Consider the following 24,373-nt stretch of genomic DNA (forward strand, 5'->3'; position numbering starts at 1 on the left):
GGGCCTTCGTAGCTGACGTTCTGTGAACCCATTGGAAGATATTCGCGTGACTGCTTCACCTCTCGCTCATCTCCGCACATTCGCATATTATTGCATGATCGGCGCAGGATTGGGTGGCGTGGGAATCGCATTCGGCAGTGCGAATGCAGCAACGCATGTGAACCCAGATGATGCGGTCCGGGCAGTTTTTGCAGCCAGGGCCAGTTCGTCGGCACCGGGCTGTATATGGGGTGAGTTCGCTGAAGGCCGAACGGTGCGGATTGTTGCCACAGGGCAGGCAGATATGGCCACCGGGCGCAAGCTCGATACCGATACTCTGTTCTATGGCGCGTCCTTGTCCAAGCAGTTCACTGCGCTCGCCGCAGCTACGCTTGTTGCGCAGGGCAAGCTGTCGATGGATGACGATATCCGCCATTATCTTCCCGAACTGCCTGCCTATAGCCGACCGGTAACAGTCGCCATGCTGATGCACCACACGTCAGGAATTCGGGATTCGCTTTCGCTATTGCGGATGGCCGGAATGGAAGACGTAGGGCGTGCGAGCAAGGGCGAGGCGCTGGACCTCCTTTTCCGGCAGCGTGACACGGCCTTCGAACCGGGGAGCGCATACAGCTATTCAAACGGAGGCTATCTGCTGCTTGCCGAAGTGGTCGCGCGTGTTTCTGGCGAACCGTTTGATGTGTATGCGCGCAAAGCTATCTTCGCACCGGCGGGTATGCCCCATGCCTATTTTCTGAGTGACGCAAGTCTACGACCGGGTTCCTTTGCGCATGGTTATGTAAGGAAGGACGGTCAGTTCGAGTTGCGCGATACATTCCCCCGTTTCTCCGGTTCAGGTGGCCTGATGCTTTCGATGGCAGACCTGGCCGCTTGGGAAAAAGACGTGGCAGAGGAGCATCATGTCTGGACGCCCGCGATTGCGCGCATTCTCCTCAAGCCCGGACGGTTCAACGATGGCAGTCTGGTCGATGATGGCAAGGGGCTGGCCTATGCCGGGGGCCTGCATCTGGGCCTTCGGGGAACCGAGCATGTCATTATGCACGGCGGGTCAGCAGAAGGCTTCAAGCACGCCTATTTGCGGCTGCCTGACAGGGGGCGCTCTTTCGCCTTGCTGTGTAACCGGGGGGACTGGCGTGCGAGCACCAAATTGGCTGAAGCTCTTCGTGCTTCCGGAACGCCGCTTCCCGGCCTGCTACATCGGCCACCGCAGGGGGTGTTCCATTCGGATGAATTGAACGCGGATTACAGCCTTGCCGCAGAGGGCGATAATTTGCTCGTGACCATCCGTTCACCCTTGTCTGACGGGGCGCAGGTGCTGCGGTTTGAACCAGGTGACGATGGCCGTTACCATTTCGGCTCCATGAACCTTGCTCCAACCGATGATCCTGCCCGTCTCGTGCTGCGACGTGGCCGTTCGGGGGATATTATCCTCATCCGCCGTGCTGAAAGGAATGAACGATGATTGTCCGCTCACCCTTGAAGGGCCTCCTGCCCCTGTTGTTCAGCGGTTGCGCTGCTCTTGCCCTCTCAGGCGTGGCTTCAGCAGAGCCGGAAGTGGCGGACACGGTAACGGTCATTCGTGGGGGAACAATCTACGATGGGAGTGCTCCGTCCCCGATCAAGGGGGATGTCGAACTGCATGGAGATACGATCGCTTATGTCGGCCCTTCGCGGGCAGTCCCGGCCGGAGCGCGTGTTATAGATGCAAATGGCATGATCGTGGCGCCGGGTTTCATCGACCCCCATACGCATGCAGATCGTTTCCTGGATAGTGAAGACGGGGAAGGGAGGCTCAATCTGCCGTGGCTGATGCAGGGTGTGACCACGATCTTCACCGGCGTGGACGGGGGAGGAACCCCGGAGGTCGGCACGTTCCTCGATGATGTTGAAGCGCGCACTTTCGGCACCAATGTAGCAACCTATGTAGGCTTCGGCCCAGTGCGACGGGCGGTGCTGGGCAATGATGACCGGGCACCGACACAAGCGGAACTTGCGCAGGAAAAGGCACTTGTCGCCAAGGGCATGTGTGAAGGGGCGCTGGGGCTCTCAACGGGCCTGTTCTATGCTCCGCAAAGTTTCTCCAAGACGAATGAGGTTATCGCGCTGGCGCGTGAAGCGGGCTTACGGGGAGGAATTTACGATACGCACCAACGTGATGAGGCCACTTACACAATCGGCATTGCGAAGTCGGTTGAAGAGGCGATCACGATTGGCCGGGAAGGCGGATTGCCGGTTCACTTTGCGCATATCAAAGTGCTGGGTGTTGATGTGCAGGGCACAGCAGATGCGATTATCGCGCAGATCGAAACAGCACGTGCTTCCGGCCAGAATGTCACGGCCGACCAATACCCCTGGGATGCATCGGGCACCAGCCTTCAGGCCGCGCTTCTGCCGGGCTGGGCGCAGGATGGCGGGCGCCCTGCCTTGCTGGAGCGCCTTGACGACCCGGCAGTGCGCCAACGTATCAAGGAAACGATGGCGGAGAATATGCGCCGGCGGGGAGGGCCGCACGCGCTGTTGCTGACCAATCCCGGGCATGAGTGGACCTCTATGCGGCTGGATGAGATCGCGTCGCGCTGGCAGGTTGACCCGCTGGATGCGGCGATCCGGATTATTCGCGATGGCGATCGTTCGGGCAAGCTGGTTTCTTTCAACATGGCCGAGAGTGACATTGCGGCTTTCATGCGCCAGCCGTGGGTCGTGACCAGTTCGGACGGTTCGGAAGGCCATCCGCGCATGTACGCCAATTTCCCCCGCAAATATGCGAAATATGTGAAAGCGGATCATGTCATTGATCTGGCAACTTTCATCAATAGCAGCACCGGGCGCACGGCCGACATGTTCGGCTTGCGCGACCGTGGGCACCTCAAACCCGGATATAAGGCTGATGTCGTGGTCTTTGATCCTGACGCTTATCATCCTGTCGCGACCTATGTTTCACCGCGCGAATTGACAGAGGGTGTGACGGATCTTTTCGTCAATGGACAGGCTGCGATCCTTCACGGCAAGTTGACGGGTGTCGCAGCTGGCCGCGCCATTCGCCATATCCCGCCGGAGGGCACCTGCCCGGCCGCCTGAGCTAGCAGGCAGGAAATCGCGCCGCCAGAGCGGCTGGAATACGAATTAAAGAGGCAGTCAATGGATCATTCGCGAGGCGCGAAGGAAGGAGTGTGCCGGGTGCCGGGTGAGACTTGTGGAGATCGGCAGGTCGATGTGGCGGTGCTGGGTGCAGGAGTGGTGGGCATGTGCACGGCCTATGCCCTGGCGCGGCGTGGGCTCTCGGTGGTGCTGATTGACCGTGATGAGGGGCCGGGGCGAGGCACATCTTTCGCCAATGGAGCGCAGCTTAGCTATGCCTATGTTGATGCGCTGGCGCAGCCTGCCTTGTGGCGCAAAATACCTGCTATGCTTGCCGGGCTGGACCCGGCATTTCGTATCAGCCTGCAACCGGACATGGAATTTCTTCGCTGGAACCTCGCTTTCTTGCGCAACTGCACCGCAAACCGTTTTCGTGAAGCGACGCGCGCAGCTTTGCAATTGGGATTGGAATCGCAAATCGCCATGGCGCAATTGCGCGCCCACCATGCGTTTGATTTTGGCCATGCCACACCGGGCAAGCTCCATATCTATCGAGATACTGCGGCTTTGGCGCGGGCTGAGGAGGTTTCGCTTCTCAAGCAGGAGGCAGGATTTGAACAGCACGTTGTTTCCTCAGCCGAGGCGCGGAATATCGAACCGGCGCTGAGCGGCGCAGAGGATTTTGCCGGTGCCTTATGGACCCCGGCGGAGGAAGTCGGTGATCCCCATCGCTTTTGTGAAGGATTGCTCGCCGCAATGCGGTGCGAATATCGGGTTGCAGCACATTTTAATTGGACACTGGGATCTTTTGCCGAAACTGATGACGGTATTACGGTGACGGAGAAAGAGGGCGGCACGGGGCGAGAACTGCGTGCCCGGCAAGCGGTCATCTGTCTGGGGCCAGAGGCGGGGCCATTCCTTTCCGGCCTTGGTATCCGTGTCCCGATCCAGCCGATGAAGGGCTATAGCTTCACTGCGCCGGCCACCGCCGGTGCCCCGAGAGTCAGTCTGACCGATACAGCGCGCAAGATTGTTTTTTGCCGCCTTGGTGAGAGCCTTCGCGTTGCCGGTCTGGCTGAGCTGGGGCAGTGGGATCGATGGGTCAATCCCGATCGCCTTCACGCTCTTATCCACGGTGCACGTGCATTCCTGCCAGAGGCCGCACGGTTTGACCAGGCTGGTGAGGGCTGGGCCGGATTGCGGCCGATGACACCGGACAGCCAACCCATTGTGCGCCGCGCATCGCGCCGGATCATCCTTAACATCGGGCACGGAATGTTGGGGTGGACCTTTGCTGCCGGGACTGGTGAGCGGGTCGCCGGGCTTCTCACGGCCGGTGATATCTGCCCTCCATATAAGGGCTTGTTCAAAGCCTGTCCCCGATAATGTCGCCAGGGCAGCTGGGAGGAACTAGCTATCCGACGGCTCGTTGAGCGATTGCAACCAGCGATATTGCGGAGACACGTGATGGCCAACCCCTTACCCGAAGCTAAACACTATGATGATGCCACAGGTGGTTGGGGGTCGTTAAAGGGGATTGGGCATATAGAGATGTCTGCGAAGAGCACGCCTGATGCTGCTCTATCGTTGAAGGAATTGAACAAGCCGGGCGGTACGATGTGTTCGTCCTGTGCCTGGACCAAGCCGGAAGACCCTCATGCGTTTGAATTTTGCGAAAACGGCGCCAAGGCCACTTTGTGGGATCTGACAACGGCGCGCTGCACGCCTGAATTTTTTGCGGAACATTCCGTTTCTGAATTGCGGGGGTGGGGTGATTATGAGCTGGAAAAGCAGGGCCGTTTGACCGAGCCGCTGCGCTATAACCCCAAGACAGATCAATATGAGCAGGTGAGCTGGCAGGAGGCATTTTCTGCCATTGGTGCGCAGTTGCGGGCGCTCGACCCCAAATCCGTGACTTTCTATGCCAGCGGTAAGGCAGCGCTGGAGCCGTCGTATCTCTATGCTCTGTTCGCCCGTGCTTATGGGCATAATAATCTGCCTGACAGTTCCAACATGTGCCATGAAACGACTTCCGTTGGCCTTAAAAAGGTGATCGGGACGCCGGTTGGGACCTGTCAGATGGAAGATTTTGAGCATGTCGATGCGATCTTCTATCTGGGGCAAAATCCGGGCACAAATAGCCCGCGTATCCTGCACCCGCTGCAACAGGCGGTGAAACGTGGTTGCAAGATTGTTGTGTTCAATCCGCTCAAGGAAAAGGGGCTGATTGAATTCGTTAATCCGCAAGACCCGATTCAGATGACCATCGGGAAGCCCACCAAGCTGGACCATCAATATTGTCAGGTCCGTTCGGGCGGCGACATTGCCGCTCTGATGGGCGTGTGCAAACGTGTGATAGAATTGGATGAGGTTGCTAAAAAGGCCGGAGCCAAGCGGATTCTCGACAGCGATTTTATCGCCCAGCACACCCACGGGCTGGATGCATTCATCACCAAGCTGAATGCGACCCAATGGAGCGAGCTGGAACAGGCCAGCGGTCTTTCCCAAGCGGAAATGGAAGCGGCCGGGGATGTCTATGTTGGGTCTGAAAATGTGATTGGCATTTATGGCATGGGGCTCACCCAGCATGTGCACGGATCTCAGGCCATCGGAATGCTGGTCAATTTGCTGCTGCTGGGCGGCAATATGGGACGGCAGGGCGCAGGGTGCTCCCCCATTCGCGGGCATTCCAATGTGCAAGGGCAGCGTACAGTCGGCATCACTGAAAAAACCGCTCTGGCCCCGGTGGAGAAATATCAGGAGTTGTTCGGGGTGGAGACGCCCTCAGAAGATGGCAACACCACGGTAGATTTCCTTGAAGGTGTTCTGAATGGGTCGAGCAAGGGATTCATTGGCCTTGGTGGCAACCTTGCCAAAGCGGTGCCCGACCATGAACGTGTTCATGCAGCCTGGGGCGATATGGAACTGACGGTTCATATTGCGACAAAGCTCAACACCACGCATCTCTTGCCCGGCAAAAGCAGTTGGATTCTTCCCTGTCTGGTGCGCGCAGAGCAGGATGAACAGGCCAGCGGCAATCAATGGGTCAGCGTGGAAGACAGTTTCAGCCATATTTATGGCAGTCGCGGCCATCGCACACCGGCTGGAGATAATATCAAAAGCGAGACCGCGATTGTCTGCGGGATAGCCGAAGCGACCCTTGGTTCTGCCAATCCCAGGCTGACATGGAGCGATTGGCTGGGTGATTATTCCAAGATCCGTGACCTGATCGCGGAAACATTCGTCGAAGAATTTCACGATATGAACGCCCGGATGAACAAGCCCGGCGGTTTTTATCGCGGCAATGCGGCGCGTGAGCGGATTTGGAAAACCGATAGCGGGAAGGCTGAATTTACCGATCCCACGGTTCTCAACTCTTGCGGTATTGGCGATGCAGAAGGCAGATACCATCTGGCGACTTTGCGCTCAAACGATCAGTTCAATACCACGATTTATGGCCATTCTGATCGGTTGCGTGGTCTGTCTGGCAGCCGCATGATCGTGCTGATGCGCCCCAGTGACATGGTTGCCGCAGGGCTTTCTGAAGATGATGAGATTACCCTCGTGACAGACCTTACGGGATCGGATCACGGTCAGGATACGATCCGCAGAGCGGTGAGCGGGTTGAAGCTGGTTCCGTATGATTTGCCGGTGGGAACATTGGCCGGCTATTTCCCGGAACTCAATCCGCTGGTGCCGCTCTGGTATCACGAAGAATTGTCACAAACGCCAGCCAGTAAAGGCGTTCCGGTGCGTATCGAACGCGGGTAAGCGGGAAAGGAGAGCCATTGATGTGGCTCTCCATCCGCTTCTTCGGTGAGGTCTGGCCTAGCTGCCTTGCTGGTAGCTGGCCATAATATCGCGGCGCATGGCCGCGCCGCTGCTGGCACGTGCATAGAACATGTGGCCGCCATCATACATGTGGAGATTGACGCGGTTCTTGACCCCGAATGATGGCATTTGTGCAAGGATCAGGCGGGACGCGAAATAGGGGCAGGAAAGATCGTCCCAGCCGTGGACGATGTTGACCACCATTTTGGGGTCGATCGAAATAGCCTGGCGAAGATCGCTCACCGGGGTGTCTGTATTATCCCGGTCCCAATCCTTGTTCACCTCATAAGACAGCGCGTTATAGCGTGCATCAATCTTCCAGCCGACCTGACGGGTGACGAAATCGACCATTGCAGAGGTGGTGGGGGCGATCAGGGTCGTCAGCAAGGGATCGCTATATCGTGGAGAGGAACTGGCAGGGAAGGGATCAAAAGCGGTGTAGTTGGAATCATAGACTGATCCGACAAGGCCCTGATCACGGCGGATTTCACGCAAATATGTGCCGATATCAACCCGCCCGTTCATCTTCTTGACGAGCGCCGGATCAAGGCCGGTCAGTTCCGCAACTTTGGCAGAAAGCCTTGCCGTAGCAGCCTTGTCCTGCGGGCCAGCCAGAAAATCCTCAACAAATTGCGTGCGGACGTAATTTTCAACCGGGCCCATGGTGCTGGCATCGAGCGGCTTGCCTTCGCGTTCGAAATGGCCCGCCGCCATAGCAGGCAAATTGATCATCCAGGGCAATGGCGAAAGCGCGTCATCATCCCCAATCGCAGGGGGGTCGAGATAGGGGGACACCATCGTGATGCCGGAAACGCCAACCCCCATTTCGGTCTGAAGATAATAGGCCAGACGCGGAACACGGTAACCGCCATAACTTTCGCCAACGAGATATTTGGGGCTGGTCAGCCGTTCATTCTTCACCAGCCAATCATACATGATCCGGCTAAGGTAATGGATGTCCGTATCGGCTGTATAAAACGCCTTTTTGGTTTTCTCTTCATCTACCAGACTGCGCGAAAAACCAGTGCCGATGGGATCGATAAATACCAGATCCGTAAAGTCGAGCCAGCTATTGGCATTGTCGGTCAACACTGCCGGGTCTGAAGGGGAATCGCCTTCTGCACCAAAGTTGACCTTCTTGGGGCCAATCGCGCCAAGATTGAGATAGACCGACGCCGCCCCTGGTCCGCCATTGAAAGCGAAAGTTACGGGCCGCTTCTGTGCGCTACCCGGAACCGTATAGGCGGTGTAAACCACCTCGCCGATGGTTTTGCCCTTTTCATCCTTCACCGGAAGGGAGCCAACGGTCGCAATATAGTTGACCGTCTTACCGCCGATAATAGCCGTTTGCTTGATAGATTTGTCAGCGGGCAGAGGTGCCAATTGCGTACCGTCCTGATCCGCCTTCTTTGCAGCATCAGCCGTCGCAGCCGGCTCAGCCGCAAAAGCTGGAGTGGCCGTCGCCAGCAGCAGAGTGAGAGAGGTCATCGTGACAAAACGCATGGAGCATTCCCTTTGCATGAAGAATTGGGGCCGGGTAGGTTTCAGATGTAACAATATATCACAGTGTCGCAAGCGATTTGCGGGTGGCTGATCAATATAGCTGGGGTTCTGGGCATATTTTGCGCTCTTGTGGCTGCTTTAGGTTGCTGTTGGTGCCCCTGTGTTGCTTTCAACAGGCTGTAGACCGGCGCATTTTGTGATTTTTAGATACAATTGTGCATCTGCCAATTTAGGGTTCGCGATAGAGCGATCTTTATGCGATGCGCGATTTCTATGACCACTTTTCTTGCCATTGATTGGGGCACAACCAATCGCCGTGTGTACCATATTGGAAACGGTGAAGTCATCGCGACACATCGGGACAATCAAGGCGTGAAAACCCTCTCTAGTGATGATTACAACCGGCTGATTACAGCGGATAGAGCAAGGTTTGGCGATTACCCTGTGCTTATCGCAGGAATGGCCGGATCGACTATCGGCTGGCGTGATGTGCCCTATGTCGCAGCACCCGCCAGTCTATCTGACCTCGCGCAAGGCACTTACGAAGTGGCGGACAGGGTAGCGATTGTGCCGGGCGTTTCCTATCACGATGATCACAGGTCGGATGTGATGCGCGGAGAGGAAGTGCAGCTTTTGGGCGCTGTTGCGGATCGTACGGTTAAGCCTGATAGCCTGCTGTGCCAGCCCGGAACCCATTGTAAATGGGCGATTATTTCAGACGGGAAGATTGCAAAATTCACGACATCTATGACCGGGGAGCTGTTTGCTCTGCTCCGTACTGACAGCGTCTTATCGGCTTTCCTGACAGCAGATGTCACGCCGGGTGCTGCTTTCAAGCGCGGTCTTGCTGAAGGGGCCAAGGGTGATCTTGCGGCATCCTTGTTTTCCATTCGTGCAGCCAGTGTTCTGGGGCATATGCCATCCCATGATGCAGCATCCTTTTGCAGTGGTGTATTGCTGGGAAGTGATGTGGCAGCGCGCCTTAGCGATCATGGTGATGAGGTCATCACAATCTTAGCCGATGCACCATTGCGCGAACTCTATCGCACTGCGATTGAAACGCTTGGTGGCACTGCGGCTGTTGTTGATAGCCAGCAGGCTTTCGTCGCTGGTATCACCGCTATCAAGGACCTTTGGAAGTGAGCTATTCAGACGATTTCATAGCGGCTTTTGCAGCTTGCCCCCTCGTGGCGATTTTGCGCGGCGTAAAGCCTGACGAAGTGGAAGCCATTGGCGATGTGCTGGTAGAAAGCGGCTTTCGCTTGATCGAAGTGCCGATGAATTCACCTCAACCGCTGGATTCTATTGCTCGTTTGACCAATCGCTTTGCAGGAACTGACGTGCTTGTGGGGGCTGGCACTGTGCTGGATGTCGATCAGGTTGCACAGGTCCAAAATGCTGGTGGTTCGCTGATGATTTCACCCAATTGTGATGTTGACGTTATCGCAGAAACATCACGACGCGGGCTGGTTTCGATCCCCGGCATTGCAACGCCAAGCGAAGCATTTGCTGCCGTGAAAGCAGGAGCCAATGCTATCAAACTGTTTCCGGCAGAAGCGTTTGAGCCGATCGTCATCAAAGCGATGCGGGCTGTTCTGCCCAAGGATTTGCGCATTCTGCCAGTGGGCGGAATTACGCCTGATAATTGCGGGCCTTGGCTCGCGGCCGGAGCGGCTGGTTTCGGCCTTGGTTCAGCACTCTACAAGCCCGGCATGACCGCAGAAGAAGTTCGCGGCCATGCCCAGGCTTTTCAGAAGAGCCTTGGGGTTATCTGAAGGGTATCATTTCTTCTCAGGTGCCCCGATTGTGAAGGAATAGGTGAGAGGCTCCAGCTTGATGCGGTAGGGCATATGCGCCCTGCCATCGAGGTTCCAGCCTGTATCACCACCGACCCCGGCCTGCGCGGCATCAATCAGCAATGTCCCGTGATCGTGGGGTTGAATATCTGAACTGTGGGCTTTCCCGGGCTCTTTCAAGGCTAGGTCGCTATAAGGAAATGCAAGGGCATTGACGGAGAGGGGTTGAGTGCCTGTGACCCGGAATCCTTGTCTTTTACCGGTCAATTCAATCCAGCGAACATCCGTTTTATTGCCAGATTCCTGCGGGCGAGCATAATCATGGAATTGCTCGGCCAGCGTGCCGCTCCATTGCGCAATCAAGCCACCAGTCTTGCGGTCAGCATAGGTTTCCTGTGGTCCCCGGCCATACCAGCGCACCTGGTCAAGAGTTTCCGGCGTATCAAAAGCGAGGCCTACTCGTAAGGGGTCTGGCAGAGTATCGCGCAGCGGATTGAACTTCATCGTGACGCCGAGCGTGCCATCATTATTCATTGTCCAGCGGGTTGCTACCTTCACGGAACCCACGCCCATGTCATAGCGCACTAAGATGGCATTGCCGTCACGCTCAACCGCTTCAACCCGGCGATGCTCGGAGAAATACTTCCACATTGCGTGGCTTTTGGGGATGCCACTGCCCACATCATTATCCGTGGGTGCGCGCCAGAAATTGGGAGCGCCACCGCTCAAAAGCTGTACGCCATTGCGCGAATAGCTTTGCACGAGGCCCGTTTTACGATCGATGGTGAGCGCAGTATTGGCGGCAGTCAGCGAGATGGCACTGTTGGTTTCAACAGGCGTTACGCTGCTATCCGGCACAGCTAGCTGAGGAGCGGACAGGATGAATTGCTCCCAACCTACCACATGGCCTGCTGGCATCATTGGTATGGCCCCAGCTTTTGTGCGGGCGCGCAACACGAGGATACGCTCTGCATTGGTGGCTTTGGCGGGAGGCAAGTTAAAGGCAAGTGCAGCGCTTTGGCCTGCTTCTACCTTGGGTGTGGGCATATTGCCTTTGGCCACTGCCAGGCCGTCTTCCATCAGCGTCCAATCGAGCGTGAAGCGGGAGAGATCAATGTGATCATGGCGGTTGGTTACGCGGTAGCCTGATGCATTGTGGCTGAAGATGATGGGCGATTGGACCTTGGCGAGTTCATAATATTCAGGATCGGGCGTGCGGTCAGACTGGATGACCCCGTCACCCACCGGGCTGGTGTCACCATGCACGCCGGGTGCGTTGGGGTCGGGATCAAAGTCGATGCCTTGCCCCCAATAGGAACGGCCATTTTCATCTTTGAGCAGCATAGTCTGGTCTACCCAATCCCAGATGAAGCCACCTTGAAGCTTGGGATAGCTATACATTGTGTCCCAATAACCCTTGAGGTCGCCAAGGCTGTTGCCCATCGAGTGAGCATATTCGCAAAGGATTAGCGGCTGCGTGAAATTTGCGTCCTTGGCGTAATCGATCATCTTGGGCACATCATCATACATCGGCGCGAAGATATCGACATAGTCGTTCACCGGATGGCGCCAATTGCTCATGCTCCAGCCCAGGAAACTGACCAGGCGAGAAGGATCATTGGCTTTGACCCACTTGGCAGCGGCTTCAAAATTCGGACCGACGCCGGTCTCATTGCCGAGCGACCAGAAGATGATGGAGGGGTGGTTGCGGTCACGTTCGACCATTCGTTGCACTCGGTCGAGATGGGCAGCGCGCCAATCCGGGTCATAGCCGAGGAGAACGCTGGGATCATTGTCCCGCTCTTGCGACAGGCTGAGATAGCCATGGCTCTCAATATTGGCCTCATCCATGATGTAGAGACCATACTCGTCAGCCAGATCATACCAGCGTGGATCATTGGGATAATGTGATGTACGCACTGCGTTCACATTGGCGGCTTTCATCAACTCAATATCGCGCCGCATGGTGGCTTCCGAGACGACGTGGAATGTCTTGGGGTCATGCTCATGCCGGTTAACTCCCCGGATCATGATGTGCTTGCCATTCACGCGCACTTCGCCATCCACAATCTCAACCGTGCGAAAGCCAATTCGGCGGCTGGTGGCTTCGATCAACTTTCCATTATCGTCCAGCAGTTCCACCAACAGAGTGTAGAGATTGGGCGTTTCAGCCGTCCATTTACGGATACCGGGTAAGGTCGCGGTCAGAGAGGCGGTTTTGTCTGCACTGCTTGCCTGTACCTCGGACTTAGCCAGAGCTTTGTTCCTATCCAGCACGGTTGCGCGAACCCGCTTGGCTTCGCCTGTACCGCCGAGTGCTACGGTCAGGCCCAGCTTTCCATCGCTGTAGTTCTGATTCAGCCCGGCATCGACTACGAGATCACGGATATAGGTGGGCGGGGCGGCATAGAGGGTGACGCTACGCTCTATGCCGTTGACGCGCCAGAAGTCCTGATCTTCCAGATAGCTGCCATCGGAAAAGCGGTAGAGTTCAATAGCGACAACGTTGCTGCCTTTGTGGGCATAAGGGGTAATGTCGAATTCTGCAGGCAGCTTGGAATCTTCAGAATAGCCTACCCGCTGGCCATTGATCCAAAGGTAATACGCAGCACCCGCTGCACCGATGGTCAGCAGCAGGCGCCGGCCATCGTAGGAAGCGGGGATCGTAAAATCGCGTCGGTAAGAGCCAACTTCATTGAGGCTATGCTCAATCTTGGGTTGGTTGCGGGGGAAGGGATAGCCACTGCCGACAAAGACCGCACGGCCATAGCCTTCAGCCTGCAAGATACCAGGCACCTGCATGGTGCCCCATTTGCTTACGTCAAAATCAGGGCGGTAAAAATCGACGGGGCGTTCATCAGGGTTGGGAGAAAGATGAAACTGCCATTGCCCATCAAGAGACAGATGGTAGCGGGATTGAGAGGTGTCACGTGATAGCGCGCCAGCACGTGTTTCGAAACCGTCAAAGCTTGTGTGCATCGGTTCTGCACCTTCTCGGATGATCTCAGGTCGCTCCCAATTGGGTGTTTCGGACCCGGAAGCCGATCCTGCGGAAGACATTACCGCGAGCAAACTTGCCGCTGTGGTGAATGAAACAAACCTACGCATCAAACCAATTCCCCAATTTTGCAGGAACGCATGGTGACACGATTGGGAAAAATAGTATATGGTATTTTATTATTTCTAACGCAGAGGTCCCTCATCCATGATCTGCACGGCTCTCAACACCCAACGTATTGTAATAGTGGCATTATGTGGCGCATTAGCTCTGCCAGCTATCGCCAGTGCAGAGCCAACGCGGGAAGATTTGAAGCGGTCGGTAGAGCTACGCGAAACATGGCAATATCTCACTCGGGATATCGCTTGGCCGGCGGCATGGATGCCGGATGGCAAATCGTTCTCCTATCGCAAAACGGTAGAAGGTGGCTTTGCTTTTGAAACGGTTGATGTGGCGACGCTTAACAAAGCCCCGGCATTTGACCAGCAGCGCTTAGCCGAGGCGTTAAGCACTGAGCTCGGGGAACCTGTCACCGCTTTGCGACTACCTTTCGAGGAATTCGCCTATGACGACACGGGGCAAGCGATCACCTTTGCAATTCATTACGAAGGTTGGCGTTGTACGATCACCGATTATCAATGTGCCCAGCAGATCGACCATAGGCGTCCGCGCGGGTTTGGCGTGGTGCGGGACCTTTCCGTCCCGGCTGACAATCGTCCCAGAGTATCGCCTGATGGCGCTTGGGCAGCTTTTGTGCAGGATAACAATCTTGTGCTACGCAAGTCAGGTGAGGCGTCTATAATCCCTTTGAGCGAGGATGGGTCAGAGGGTAATTTCTATGACCCGGAAACGATTTCCTGGTCACCCGATAGCCGCCATCTGATGATTTACCGGGTGAAGCCGGGTTATCCTCGGCATGTCTTGCGGGTAGAGGCTGCGCCTGAGGATCAGCTTCAACCAAAGTTGAATAGCCAGCTCTACCCCAAGCCCGGTGATGCGGTTGATCTGGAGCAGCCTGTGCTGTTCGATGTGTCAGCCCGAAGCCATGAGGATATTGACCGGGGCTTGTTCCCTAATCCTTATCAACTCTCCGATCCACACTGGCGGAGTGACAGTAAAAGCGTTGCCTTTGATTATGTGAAGCGCGGATTTGGGCAGGCGCGGATCATTTCCGTTGATGCACAAAGCGGTGCAACTCATGCGGCGGTGACCGAAAATGCCAAGACTTTCGTCTATGCAGATCGCCGCTTTTCTCACGATGTTGGAAATCTAGGGCAGGAAATAATCTGGGCTTCGGAGCGAGACGGCTGGAACCATCTTTATCTGATCGATGGCAAAACCGGGCGGGTGAAGAACCAGATTACCAAGGGTGATTGGGTCGTTCGAGATGTCGTGAAAGTGGACGATGACAAGCGGCAAATATGGTTTGCTGCCAGTGGTATGAATCCGGGTGAAGACCCTTATTTCCGGCACTATTATCGGATTGATTTTGATGGGCGCCATCTTACCGCACTGACGCCGGCGCGCGCCGATCATGTCGTACGTTTCTCTCCCGATATGACGCTCTATGTAGATACGTATTCGCGGGTTGATTTGCCGACCATCAGCGAATTGCACCGGGCAAGCGATAGCAGCCTGATCGCCACCATAACCAAGGGAGACATCAGCCGCCTGACGGCAGCAGGCTTCCGCCCGCCTGAAGTGTTCAAAGCCAAGGGGCGCGATGGTAAAACCGACATTTTGGGTCTCGTTGTGCGGCCTCAAAACTATGATCCAACTGCCAGATATCCGGTGATTGAGAATATCTATGCCGGTCCGCATGACAGTTTTGTCCCCAAGGACTTCTGGCCGTTTGGCTATCATTCCGGCGGTGACAAGGTGATCGGGATGCAGGCGCTGGCCAATCTTGGCTTCATTGTTGTTCAGATTGATGGAATGGGCACCGCCAATCGTTCAAAAGCATTTCAGGATGTCGCGTGGAAGAACTTGCAGGATTCAGGCTTTCCTGACCGAATTCTCTGGCACCGTGCGCTCGCTGACAAAGATTCGTCCTATGACATCAGCCGGGTAGGGATTTATGGAGCTTCCGCAGGCGGCCAGAGCACACTCAATGCTCTGCTGTTCCACGGCGATTTCTATAAGGTCGGCGTGGCCATGGCGGGCTGTTATGACAACCGGATGGATAAGATCAGCTGGAACGAGCAATGGCTCGGCTGGCCGGTTAACGATAGCTATGCAGCGGCTTCAGGCGTCGATAATGCGGCGAGGCTCCAAGGTGACCTCTTTATGATCGTTGGTGAACAGGACAGCAATGTTGACCCTGCATCGACCATGCAAGTGGTAGATGCCCTCATCAAAGCGGATAAGGATTTCGATCTTTTGGTGGTGCCGGGCGGTGAGCATACCGTCGGTCGCTCAAGCGGCCCGATTGATTACGTGACCCGCCGAATGTCGGAATTCTTTATTGAAAAGCTGCAATAGGACAAGCTGCGCCGCCATTCAAATCGGGTTGCCTGCAAGGTGTGTGTTATGGTGATTGCTCAACAATTCTTTGGGAAATGTACCCTGCAGATAAGATAGGTTTTATAGCGAGAAGTGTCGATGGCACTGCTATTAAATAGCTATGGCCATTTCCCAGACCAAAATAACGCTATTAGGCCTGATACAAATTCGTCCAGCATCTGAGCCTGCACGGCATCCTTTGTCCTTGTGCTGGGAATAGCTTGTTCGCTACTCGAAGTGAACTTTCAACAACAGATCAAGGGTCATATGCTGCAGACAATCGCCGGCCTCACCCAGCTTTATAGCGCCGAGATCGGTCTGTTCCTTCTTCTTGGTCTGTTTATCGCTTTTGCAATGGAGCGTCGCCCACCTGCAGTGGTTGCCATGGTGGGCGGGTTGTTGATGCTCGTACTGGGCTATATTTCCAGCAAAGAACTGCTTTCTGTATTCAGTAACCCTGCGCCCATTACCATCGCTGGTATGTTTGTTCTAACTGGTGCGTTACTGCGAACCGGTGCGCTGGAGGAAATTTCTGGCTGGATCATTCGGCGAACCTTGCGCCGCCCGCGTATGGCATTGGCCGAAATGGGCGGGGGGACCATGCTTGCCTCGGCATTCATGAATAATACACCTGTTGTGATTGTCATGATTCCGATTGTTCGCCGCCTTGCCAGAGTGCTTGGCGTATCTGCCACCAAGCTTATGATTCCATTGTCATATATTTCGATCTTGGGCGGCACGCTCACGCTGATCGGGACATCCACTAATCTTCTTGTTGACGGTGTGGCGCAGGATCAGGGGCAGCCTGCATTTGGTATATTTGAAATCACTGTTGTCGGTGTGATCGGTGCAGCAGCAGGGCTCTTGCTGCTTGGCTTCTTAGGCAAGCGTTTGCTACCGGATCGGTCTGGTCAAGACGCAGTCGATAGCGGTGAAAGCGATACTTATCTTTCCCATCTGGTGCTCAACTCAGAAAGCGAACTGATCGGCAAAGCCCTTGGAGGCACTGCTTTTGCACGCCGCCCCGGTATCCGTATTGCTGGTGTGCAGCGAGGAAAGAGTATTCAACGGCGGGATTTTGATGATTGGGAACTAAAGGCTGGGGATCAGCTGATCGTTGCGGCCAGCCCGGCTGAACTTGCCTCGCTTGCGGAAGCCTATGATTTTCGTACTGGGTTGAGCGGTGTGGGTGGTGGCGTTGAAACAGCTGGCCCGGACAGACCCAAGGACTTGCGTTTCCTCCAGGCAGTGATACCGGGGTCGCATCCCGTGATTGGCCGCAGGCTTGCTGAAATCCCGGTTCTCTCGCGCTATCGCATCAGAGTTTTAGGCTTGTCCCGTCCTCGGCATATGGCTGGCCCGGACCTGGCCAATGTGCGGGTGAGGGCGGGCGATTGCCTTTTGATCGCCGCTGGCAGCGATGCGGCGCAGGCTCTTCATTCCACCGTGACGCTGGTGAATGTAAGTGATGCTCCTATCAGGGCATTCCGCCGCTCAAAGGCACCAATTGCTTTGGGTACTTTGGTGGGTGTAGTGGCCCTTGCGGCGTTCTTCGGTTTTCCGATTGAAGCCATGGCTCTCTTAGGCGTTGGGGTGGTTCTGGCCACACGATGTATCGAAGCTGAAGAGGCGTGGGGTGCAATTGACGGCAACACACTCGGTCTGATTTTTGGTATGTTGGCCTTTGGTAAAGGGCTTGATAACGCTGGGACTGTTAATCTTCTGGTGGGCTTTGTGGAGCCTTACCTTTCATCGTCCTCTCCATTTCTGGCTCTGATAGCGGTCTATGCTGCTGCCAGTTTGCTGACTGAAACTGTGACCAACAATGCAGTAGCAGTCATATTAACGCCTATCGCAATCAATCTGGCTCAATCCATGGGAATTGATGCGCGCCAGCTTATCGTGGCGGTGATGTTCGGTGCGAGTGCGAGTTTTGCTACGCCCATCGGCTATCAAACAAACACATTGGTATATGGCGCAGCGAATTATCGTTTCATGGATTTTGTGAAAATTGGTGTGCCGATGAACTTGTGCGTTGGCACCGCAGTTTGTTTTGCGATCCATTACTTTATCTGATCTGCGCCTGCCATAATTCACAGGCGCAGATCAGGATGAATTTTATTAGCCTGCAGCGCTGAGTGTTTGCCATAGAACCCAAACACCAATGACCAGGAAGAGCGCTGCTGCAATGTAGCGGATCACACCCATAGGTATCCGCTTGATAAGCGCGTTACCAAAGATCACAGCGGGAACGTTAGCAATCATCATGCCAATTGTTGTGCCGGCTGTGACTGCAAAAACACTGCTGAACTGAGCGCCTAGGGCTACAGTTGCGATCTGCGTTTTATCGCCCATCTCAACAAGGAAGAAGGCGATCAATGTGGTGGTGAAAGCACCAAAACGCGATGGCTTTTCGTCTTCATCGTCTAATTTGTCCGGTATCAGCGTCCAGCCTGCCATCAGAATAAAGCCGGCAGCAATAATGTAACGGAACCAATCACCGTCAAGGATTGAGGCAATTTGATGCCCCACCATCGCTGCTAGAAAGTGGTTGGCGATCGTAGCGAAAAAGATGCCCAGAATAATAGGTACAGGCCGTTTGAAACGGGTCGCTAGAAGAATAGCAAGCAATTGCGTTTTATCGCCAATTTCGGCGAGAGCGACCACGGTCGTAGAGGTCAGCAAGGCTTCCATAAAATGCTCCGGGGCCGGGCGAGCACGCGCAATGACACTGCAAATCCAGCCCGGCCCGGGAAGGATCGCAATGTCATTGGTCTCGCCTGAACGGTTATCCGTCCCTTCCGCACCACGATCTCTCGACCGAGTATGTTGACGCGAAAGCCCGCATAAATGCGGTTGGCTACTCCCCAGATGACGGGAAGCCCTTTAATGGGCGGAAGTTCGAAAGGCAAGGCGTCACGCGCTTGACCGAAGCGCCTCAATCCCTATCCATGAATGCGATGGATGAAAAACCGGCTCTTCCTTTGCCCCCACCGTTGAAGGCCTTGCGTGAACGCGGGCCTATTGCTCTCTTTCTCGATTTTGATGGGACGCTTGTTGATCTCGCTCCAACGCCCGATAGCATCAATATACCTAGCAATCTGGCGCAGCGGCTCGAGGCATTAGCTGCTACCTTGGACGGCAGGTTGGCATTGGTGAGCGGTCGGGCGACCGACAATCTTGAACAGCACCTTGGTCCTCTGAAAATTGCCCGTGCAGGATCTCACGGAATATCTCGGTTTCAGGCTGATGGTCATCGGCTCGGTGCAGAGCCAGAAGGGCTACCTCGAGAAGTTTACGATGCTCTTGGAAAATATGCACAAGCGAACGGCTTTGATCTGGAAACCAAAGCCCATGGTGCTGCGCTGCACTATAGATCTGTTCCTGATCGGGAACACGATGGCCTCACGTTCGCTAAGAATATTGCAGAGCAGCATGAGCTCAGATTGAAGCGAGGCAAATTTGTTTTCGAACTTGTTCGCCCAGGAGCTGACAAGGGAGGGGCAGTCAACGCTTTCATGGTGGAGGAGCCCTTCAAAGGTGCTTTGCCTATCTTTATTGGCGACGATGTGACCGATGAAGATGGTTTTAACGCTGTCAGCCGATTGGGAGGCTTTGGAATCCTGGTCGGTGATCGTTTTTCTACTGAAGCGCTGCACAGGCTCGCTTCACCAAAAGAGGTTATTGAATGGCTGGATCTGTGAGCGGTGTGAAACCCGATCTTGAATTGTGGCCCATCGGCAATTGCCAAGTGTCTGGTTTGATCGATGAAAGGGCTGGTCTTGTCTGGGGGTGTGTTCCCAGAGTGGATGGCGATCCGGTTTTTTGCTCACTGCTCAATGGCCGCAGTCAGGACGTTGGCGTATGGCGGTTTGAGCTTGAAGGTCAGGTTTCTGCAACGCAGCGTTACGAACGCAATTCACCTATTCTGATTACACGGCTGGAAGCCGAAGACGGCAGCGCGGTTGAAATTTTCGACTTTTGCCCACGCTTTGAACGCAATGGCCGGATGTACAGGCCGGTAGCGTTCACCCGTATAGTACGCCCGGTATCCGGCGCACCGCGTATGCGCGTGGTTTTGCGGCCGATGCGAGATTACGGCACCAGCGTTGCAGAAACGACAAATGGCACGAACCATATTCGTTATCTCGTTGGCAGTCAGGTCATGCGGCTCAGTACGGATTCGCCGGTAGGGTATATTCTTGAACAGCGCCCATTTCGTGTGGAAAGTGATCAGCACTTCTTTCTAGGTCCTGACGAGCCGTTTAGCGGCAATGTGCGCGGTGAAGTGCGGCGGATGCATTCCAACACGCGCAAATACTGGCAACTCTGGGTCCGTGGACTTGCGACTCCGCTGGAGTGGCAGGATGAAGTGATCCGGGCTGCGATCACGCTAAAACTGTGCCAGCATGAAGAAACGGGCGCCATCGTGGCGTCGCTCACTACGTCCATTCCGGAAGCGCCCAACACGGAACGCAATTGGGATTATCGCTACTGCTGGATACGCGATTCCTATTATACGATTCAGGCTTTGAACCGGCTCGGTGCGCTGGATGTGATGGAAAAATACCTCGGCTATTTGCGCAATATTGTGGATAGTGCCAAGGGCGGGCAGATACAGCCGCTTTACTCTGTCATGGGTGTTGCCGAGCTCAACGAAGCGACCGCTCCTTATCTGGCAGGCTATAGAGATATGGGGCCGGTCCGCATCGGCAATGCAGCGTATAAGCAGGTTCAGCATGACTGCTATGGGCAAATTGTTCTGCCAACGGCGCAGGGGTTCTTCGATAAACGACTTATCCGGATGGCCGATGAAGGTGACTTCGAGAGTCTTGAGCAAGTTGGCGAAATGGCGTGGAAAATGCACGATCAGCCAGATGCCGGCTTGTGGGAGTTTCGGACCCGAGAAGAAGTTCACACATATTCAGCCGTGATGAGTTGGGCGGCCTGTGACCGCCTTGCCAATGTCGCTTCCTATCTGGGCAAGTCAGACCGGGCTGAGTTGTGGCAGGAAAGAGCGGACATGATCCGCTCAACGATCGAAAAGCACGCCTGGAAAGGCGACGGCGATAATGGTCATTATGGCGCTACTTTCGAAACTGATTATCTCGATGCCAGTCTGCTCCAGATGGTCGAACTGCACTATATCGACAGCGACGACACACGTTTTCAGGCAACTTTCGAGGCAATAGAGAAAGCTTTGCGACGTGGGCCGCATATGCTCCGATATGCCAAAGAAGATGATTTTGGTCTTCCCGAAACCGCATTTAATATTTGCACATTTTGGCTCATTGAAGCCCTCCACCTGGCGCATCGTGACGAAGAAGCCCGTGAACTTTTTTGTACAATGCTCAATCACCGCACGAAATCTGGCCTTCTTTCCGAGGATATGGATTTTGAAACTGGAGAGCTTTGGGGGAACTTCCCACAAACTTACTCGCTGGTTGGTATAATTAACTGTGCGGAACTTCTCTCTAAATCCTGGGATACTGTTAGATGAGCCGATTAGTCGTTATTTCGAACCGCGTTGACGTCCCAAAGGCGCGGGGTGTGGCAGGTGCTCAAGGAGGGTTGTCCGGCGCGTTGAACTCAGCGCTTAAACAAAACCGTGGCATCTGGTTTGGGTGGTCAGGTGAAGATGTTGAGGAGTTTACAGGCCATCTTCACTTCCAACGACACGATGGTGTAACCACTGCAACAGTCGATCTGGCTACTCAGGATGTCGAAGAATATTACAATGGCTATGCTAATTCGACTTTGTGGCCCTTGTTTCATTACCGGATTGACCTCACCGAATATGAGCGTGAGTTTGGCGTCGGGTATGAACGTGTAAATGAAAATTTCGCCAGCAGTGTTCTACCACTTATTGACCAGGACGATATGGTTTGGGTGCATGATTATCACCTGATTCCACTAGGCGAACGCCTTCGTTCCAAGGGATTGAAGAACCGTATGGGTTTCTTCCTTCATACCCCTTGGCCTCCAACGAGGCTGCTTGTCTCATTGCCGTTTCACGAGCGGTTGGTGGATGCGATGTTGCATTATGACCTGATCGGATTTCAGTGCGACGAATGGCTTGAAAGTTTCCTGCATTATTGCCGCAAGGAACTGGGTGCCGATGTGAATGAGCAGACTGGCGAGGTCACGCTTAACGGTCATACTTCTATCGCCAGAGCTTATCCGATTGGGATTGATTACGATCACTTCATGTCGAAAGGCGAAACAGGGGAGGCCAAGCAGGCTCAGCAGCGATTGCTGTCGAGCACACGGCACCGGCTGGCTATGATCGGAGTGGATCGTCTCGATTATTCTAAAGGCCTTCCCGAGCGGATTGATGGCATTGGTCGGTTTTTCGACACTTACCCTGATCGTGTGCGTGAGTTGATATATATCCAGATTGCCCCGCCATCACGTGAGGGGATCGGCTCTTATCAGGACATTCGCTCTCTGCTTGAACAGAAGACGGGCCAGATCAATGGTGCTAGGTCGGAAGTGGATATCGTTCCCATCCGTTATGTGAACAAAGGGCAGTCTCAGGAAGAGCTTTTCGGGTTTTACCGGGCTTCTAAGATTGGGCTGGTGACACCACTGCGTGACGGCATGAATCTTGTGGCTAAAGAATATGTTGCTGCTCAAGACCCGGAAGATCCCGGTGTTCTCATTCTCTCGCGTTTTGCTGGCGCTGCTCAGCAACTGCAGGATGCATTGCTCGTCAATCCGCATAGCCCGGATGATGTGGCGCATAATATCCGCATCGCGCTCGATATGCCGCTAGCTGAGCGTAAAGAGCGATGGGAGCGGATGCACCAATCTGTAAAGGAAGAGAATGTGCAGCGCTGGACGCAGAACTTCACTAATGATCTGGCGGCAGTGGCTCCTTCTGTTCAATGAGTCAGGCTTGTGCCCAAGCTGTGCTTGGGTAAACGGCAAAAAGCCTATCACACGTAGCTCTTGTGATCTGAAGTGAAAATGCGCACCTCCATTGGCAATTGAGGGCGCGTTTTCGCGCCCAGTGATTGCGCTGCCCATGCGAATGCGTTTAGGGCGCTGCGCAAGGCAAGAATGGACGGAATTTCATGACAACGCATAAAACCAAAATGCTGATTATCGGTTCAGGCCCGGCAGGTCTTACGGCGGCTATCTACGCGGCTCGCGCTGGCATGGAGCCGATTGTTGTACAAGGGTTGCAGCCCGGTGGTCAGCTTACGATAACCACCGATGTGGAAAACTATCCCGGTTTTCGTGATGTTATCCAAGGTCCTTGGCTGATGCAGGAAATGCAGGCACAGGCTGAGCACGTCGGCACGCGGATGATGTGGGATACGATTACTGAAGTAGACCTTGCCAACGGCTCTCCTTTCATTGCGAAAGGGGATAGCGGGGATGAATATGCGGGTGAAACGCTCGTCATTGCAACAGGAGCGCAGGCAAAATGGCTTGGTGTTCCGGGTGAGCAGGAGCTTTCAGGTAAGGGTGTGTCTGCCTGCGCGACCTGTGATGGCTTCTTCTACCGGGGTAAGAAGGTGGCCGTTATCGGTGGTGGCAATACGGCGGTTGAAGAAGCGCTATATCTCACCAATCATTCTGATGACGTAACTCTGATTCATCGCCGCAGCGAATTGCGGGCGGAGAAAATTCTGCAAGATCGCCTGTTCGCGAACCCTAAGATTTCAGTTCTGTGGAATAAGCGGGTAGAGAAATTCATCGGTGATCCACTGCAAGGTGGGCTGACGGGATTGGAATTGGCAGACAGTGACACCGCGGAAATAAGCCATTTCGATTGCCAGGGTGGTTTTGTCGCGATTGGTCATGCGCCGTCGACCGATCTGTTTCATGGCAAACTGGCGATGGAAGAATCGGGCTATCTGGTGGTCGAACCTGGTACTCCGAAAACCAGCATTCCCGGCGTTTTCGCCTGTGGTGATGTGATGGATCATACCTATAGGCAGGCTGTTACAGCAGCTGGCACCGGATGTATGGCTGCGCTTGATGCTGAGCGTTTTCTTGCCGCCCAAGAATTTATGGATAAAAAATAACAGCTTAGCATTTTTATGCTTAAATAGGCTTGATTCTCAAGTAGGGTTCGATTTGGGCTGCATTTATTAAGTGCGGCCCCATTTTTTTTAAATTAATTTTGAACTTTCCCATTTTGGGAAAAGGCATGAATACCTCGGTTCTCTGCCCTTGCAGGTTTAGAAACTTCGTCTAACCCACTGACAACCACCCGATAACGTCAGCCGAGATTTTCCGCATTCTGCCGGAAAATCTCGGCTGACGTACTGAGAAATATGGTTAACGAGTGATTTGAAAGTCGTACGAATATTAACGAAGAATAGGAAAATATGCGATAATGCTGATTTCTGATATTTCTTTAAAGTAGCGACGAAAAAGATAGAAATCCCGGGGGCTCAAGTAGATGCTAGCGACATTTCATAATTTTAAGATATTGATCCTATCGACTACCGGAATTTCCAGAGATACGCTTTATATCCATGCGGGATTATTGGTTTTTTTTGTGGCTCTATCCTGCTTAAGGGCACGGCTTGGGGATAAGAGCGTCTGGTTAGTTGCTTTGGCTGCATCCGTTACTGCAGTGATACTGGACTGCATGTACGCCGACCAGGTCGGTGAGCGCATTCATTATTGGCAATGTTTTGATGATGTT

The 24,373-nt window shown here is 54.4% G+C and carries 15 protein-coding genes and 1 riboswitch; of the genes, 12 read left to right on the forward strand and 3 right to left on the reverse strand.

Going from position 1 to position 24,373, the window contains the following annotated elements:
* The first annotated feature begins 46 nt into the window (after window positions 1-46).
* The 4 genes from GRI39_RS01545 (at window position 47) to GRI39_RS01560 (ending at window position 6,849) form a co-directional block, all read left to right on the forward strand.
* Window positions 47-1,462: a serine hydrolase domain-containing protein gene (locus GRI39_RS01545; RefSeq protein WP_343033269.1), complete on the forward strand. Its 1,416-nt coding sequence runs from the start codon at window positions 47-49 to the stop codon at window positions 1,460-1,462.
* The gene (locus GRI39_RS01550) at window positions 1,459-3,078 is read left to right on the forward strand and encodes an N-acyl-D-amino-acid deacylase family protein (protein ID WP_160737932.1); all 1,620 of its coding nucleotides are present in this window, start codon (window positions 1,459-1,461) and stop codon (window positions 3,076-3,078) included. The genes GRI39_RS01545 and GRI39_RS01550 overlap by 4 nt, the downstream gene beginning before the upstream one ends.
* Window positions 3,079-3,138: 60 nt before the next feature.
* Window positions 3,139-4,464, forward strand: a complete 1,326-nt coding sequence (locus GRI39_RS01555) for an FAD-dependent oxidoreductase (RefSeq protein ID WP_160737933.1) — start codon at window positions 3,139-3,141, stop codon at window positions 4,462-4,464.
* Between the two features lie 81 nt (window positions 4,465-4,545).
* Window positions 4,546-6,849, forward strand: coding sequence for an FdhF/YdeP family oxidoreductase (locus GRI39_RS01560; RefSeq protein WP_160737934.1), 2,304 nt, complete (start codon window positions 4,546-4,548; stop codon window positions 6,847-6,849).
* A gap of 57 nt (window positions 6,850-6,906) precedes the next feature.
* On the opposite strand, the gene GRI39_RS01565 is transcribed toward GRI39_RS01560, so the two are convergent.
* Window positions 6,907-8,412 (reverse strand): S10 family peptidase, encoded by a 1,506-nt coding sequence (locus GRI39_RS01565; protein WP_160737935.1) that lies wholly within the window; start codon window positions 8,410-8,412, stop codon window positions 6,907-6,909.
* Window positions 8,413-8,685: 273 nt separating this feature from the next.
* On the opposite strand from GRI39_RS01565, the gene GRI39_RS01570 reads away from it, so the two are divergent.
* Complete coding sequence (locus GRI39_RS01570; RefSeq protein WP_246204819.1) at window positions 8,686-9,555, forward strand: 2-dehydro-3-deoxygalactonokinase; 870 nt, start codon at window positions 8,686-8,688, stop codon at window positions 9,553-9,555.
* Complete coding sequence (locus tag GRI39_RS01575; RefSeq protein WP_160737937.1) at window positions 9,552-10,187, forward strand: 2-dehydro-3-deoxy-6-phosphogalactonate aldolase; 636 nt, start codon at window positions 9,552-9,554, stop codon at window positions 10,185-10,187. The genes GRI39_RS01570 and GRI39_RS01575 overlap by 4 nt, the downstream gene beginning before the upstream one ends.
* Window positions 10,188-10,193: 6 nt before the next feature.
* On the opposite strand, the gene GRI39_RS01580 is transcribed toward GRI39_RS01575, so the two are convergent.
* Window positions 10,194-13,316 (reverse strand): glycoside hydrolase family 2 TIM barrel-domain containing protein, encoded by a 3,123-nt coding sequence (locus GRI39_RS01580; protein ID WP_246204820.1) that lies wholly within the window; start codon window positions 13,314-13,316, stop codon window positions 10,194-10,196.
* Between the two features lie 97 nt (window positions 13,317-13,413).
* Here GRI39_RS01580 and GRI39_RS01585 point away from each other — a divergent pair, with 97 nt between their 5' ends.
* Together GRI39_RS01585 and GRI39_RS01590 are read left to right on the forward strand one after the other, a co-directional pair.
* Window positions 13,414-15,687 carry a DPP IV N-terminal domain-containing protein gene (locus GRI39_RS01585; RefSeq protein ID WP_160737938.1) on the forward strand — a complete coding sequence of 758 codons (2,274 nt, stop codon included), beginning with the start codon at window positions 13,414-13,416 and terminating at the stop codon, window positions 15,685-15,687.
* A gap of 288 nt (window positions 15,688-15,975) precedes the next feature.
* On the forward strand, window positions 15,976-17,784 hold the full coding sequence (locus tag GRI39_RS01590; RefSeq protein ID WP_160737939.1) for an SLC13 family permease: 1,809 nt from the start codon (window positions 15,976-15,978) through the stop codon (window positions 17,782-17,784).
* 45 nt (window positions 17,785-17,829) lie between these two features.
* On the opposite strand, the gene GRI39_RS01595 is transcribed toward GRI39_RS01590, so the two are convergent.
* Entirely contained in the window at window positions 17,830-18,402 is a 573-nt protein-coding gene (locus GRI39_RS01595; RefSeq protein WP_160737940.1) for a TMEM165/GDT1 family protein, read from the reverse strand.
* A gap of 10 nt (window positions 18,403-18,412) precedes the next feature.
* Window positions 18,413-18,590: riboswitch (yybP-ykoY riboswitch) on the reverse strand.
* Between the two features lie 42 nt (window positions 18,591-18,632).
* On the opposite strand from GRI39_RS01595, the gene otsB reads away from it, so the two are divergent.
* From otsB to trxB, 4 genes are all read left to right on the forward strand, one after another.
* Entirely contained in the window at window positions 18,633-19,412 is a 780-nt protein-coding gene (otsB, locus tag GRI39_RS01600) for a trehalose-phosphatase (RefSeq protein ID WP_246204821.1), read from the forward strand.
* Complete coding sequence (locus GRI39_RS01605) at window positions 19,397-21,208, forward strand: glycoside hydrolase family 15 protein (RefSeq protein ID WP_160737941.1); 1,812 nt, start codon at window positions 19,397-19,399, stop codon at window positions 21,206-21,208. Before otsB ends, GRI39_RS01605 begins: the two co-directional genes overlap by 16 nt.
* On the forward strand, window positions 21,205-22,599 hold the full coding sequence (locus GRI39_RS01610) for an alpha,alpha-trehalose-phosphate synthase (UDP-forming) (protein ID WP_160737942.1): 1,395 nt from the start codon (window positions 21,205-21,207) through the stop codon (window positions 22,597-22,599). The genes GRI39_RS01605 and GRI39_RS01610 overlap by 4 nt, the downstream gene beginning before the upstream one ends.
* A gap of 185 nt (window positions 22,600-22,784) precedes the next feature.
* The gene (gene trxB, locus GRI39_RS01615) at window positions 22,785-23,744 is read left to right on the forward strand and encodes a thioredoxin-disulfide reductase (protein WP_160737943.1); all 960 of its coding nucleotides are present in this window, start codon (window positions 22,785-22,787) and stop codon (window positions 23,742-23,744) included.
* Window positions 23,745-24,373 lie beyond the last annotated feature (629 nt).

Source organism: Altericroceibacterium indicum (assembly GCF_009828105.1).
Lineage (GTDB): Bacteria > Pseudomonadota > Alphaproteobacteria > Sphingomonadales > Sphingomonadaceae > Altericroceibacterium > Altericroceibacterium indicum.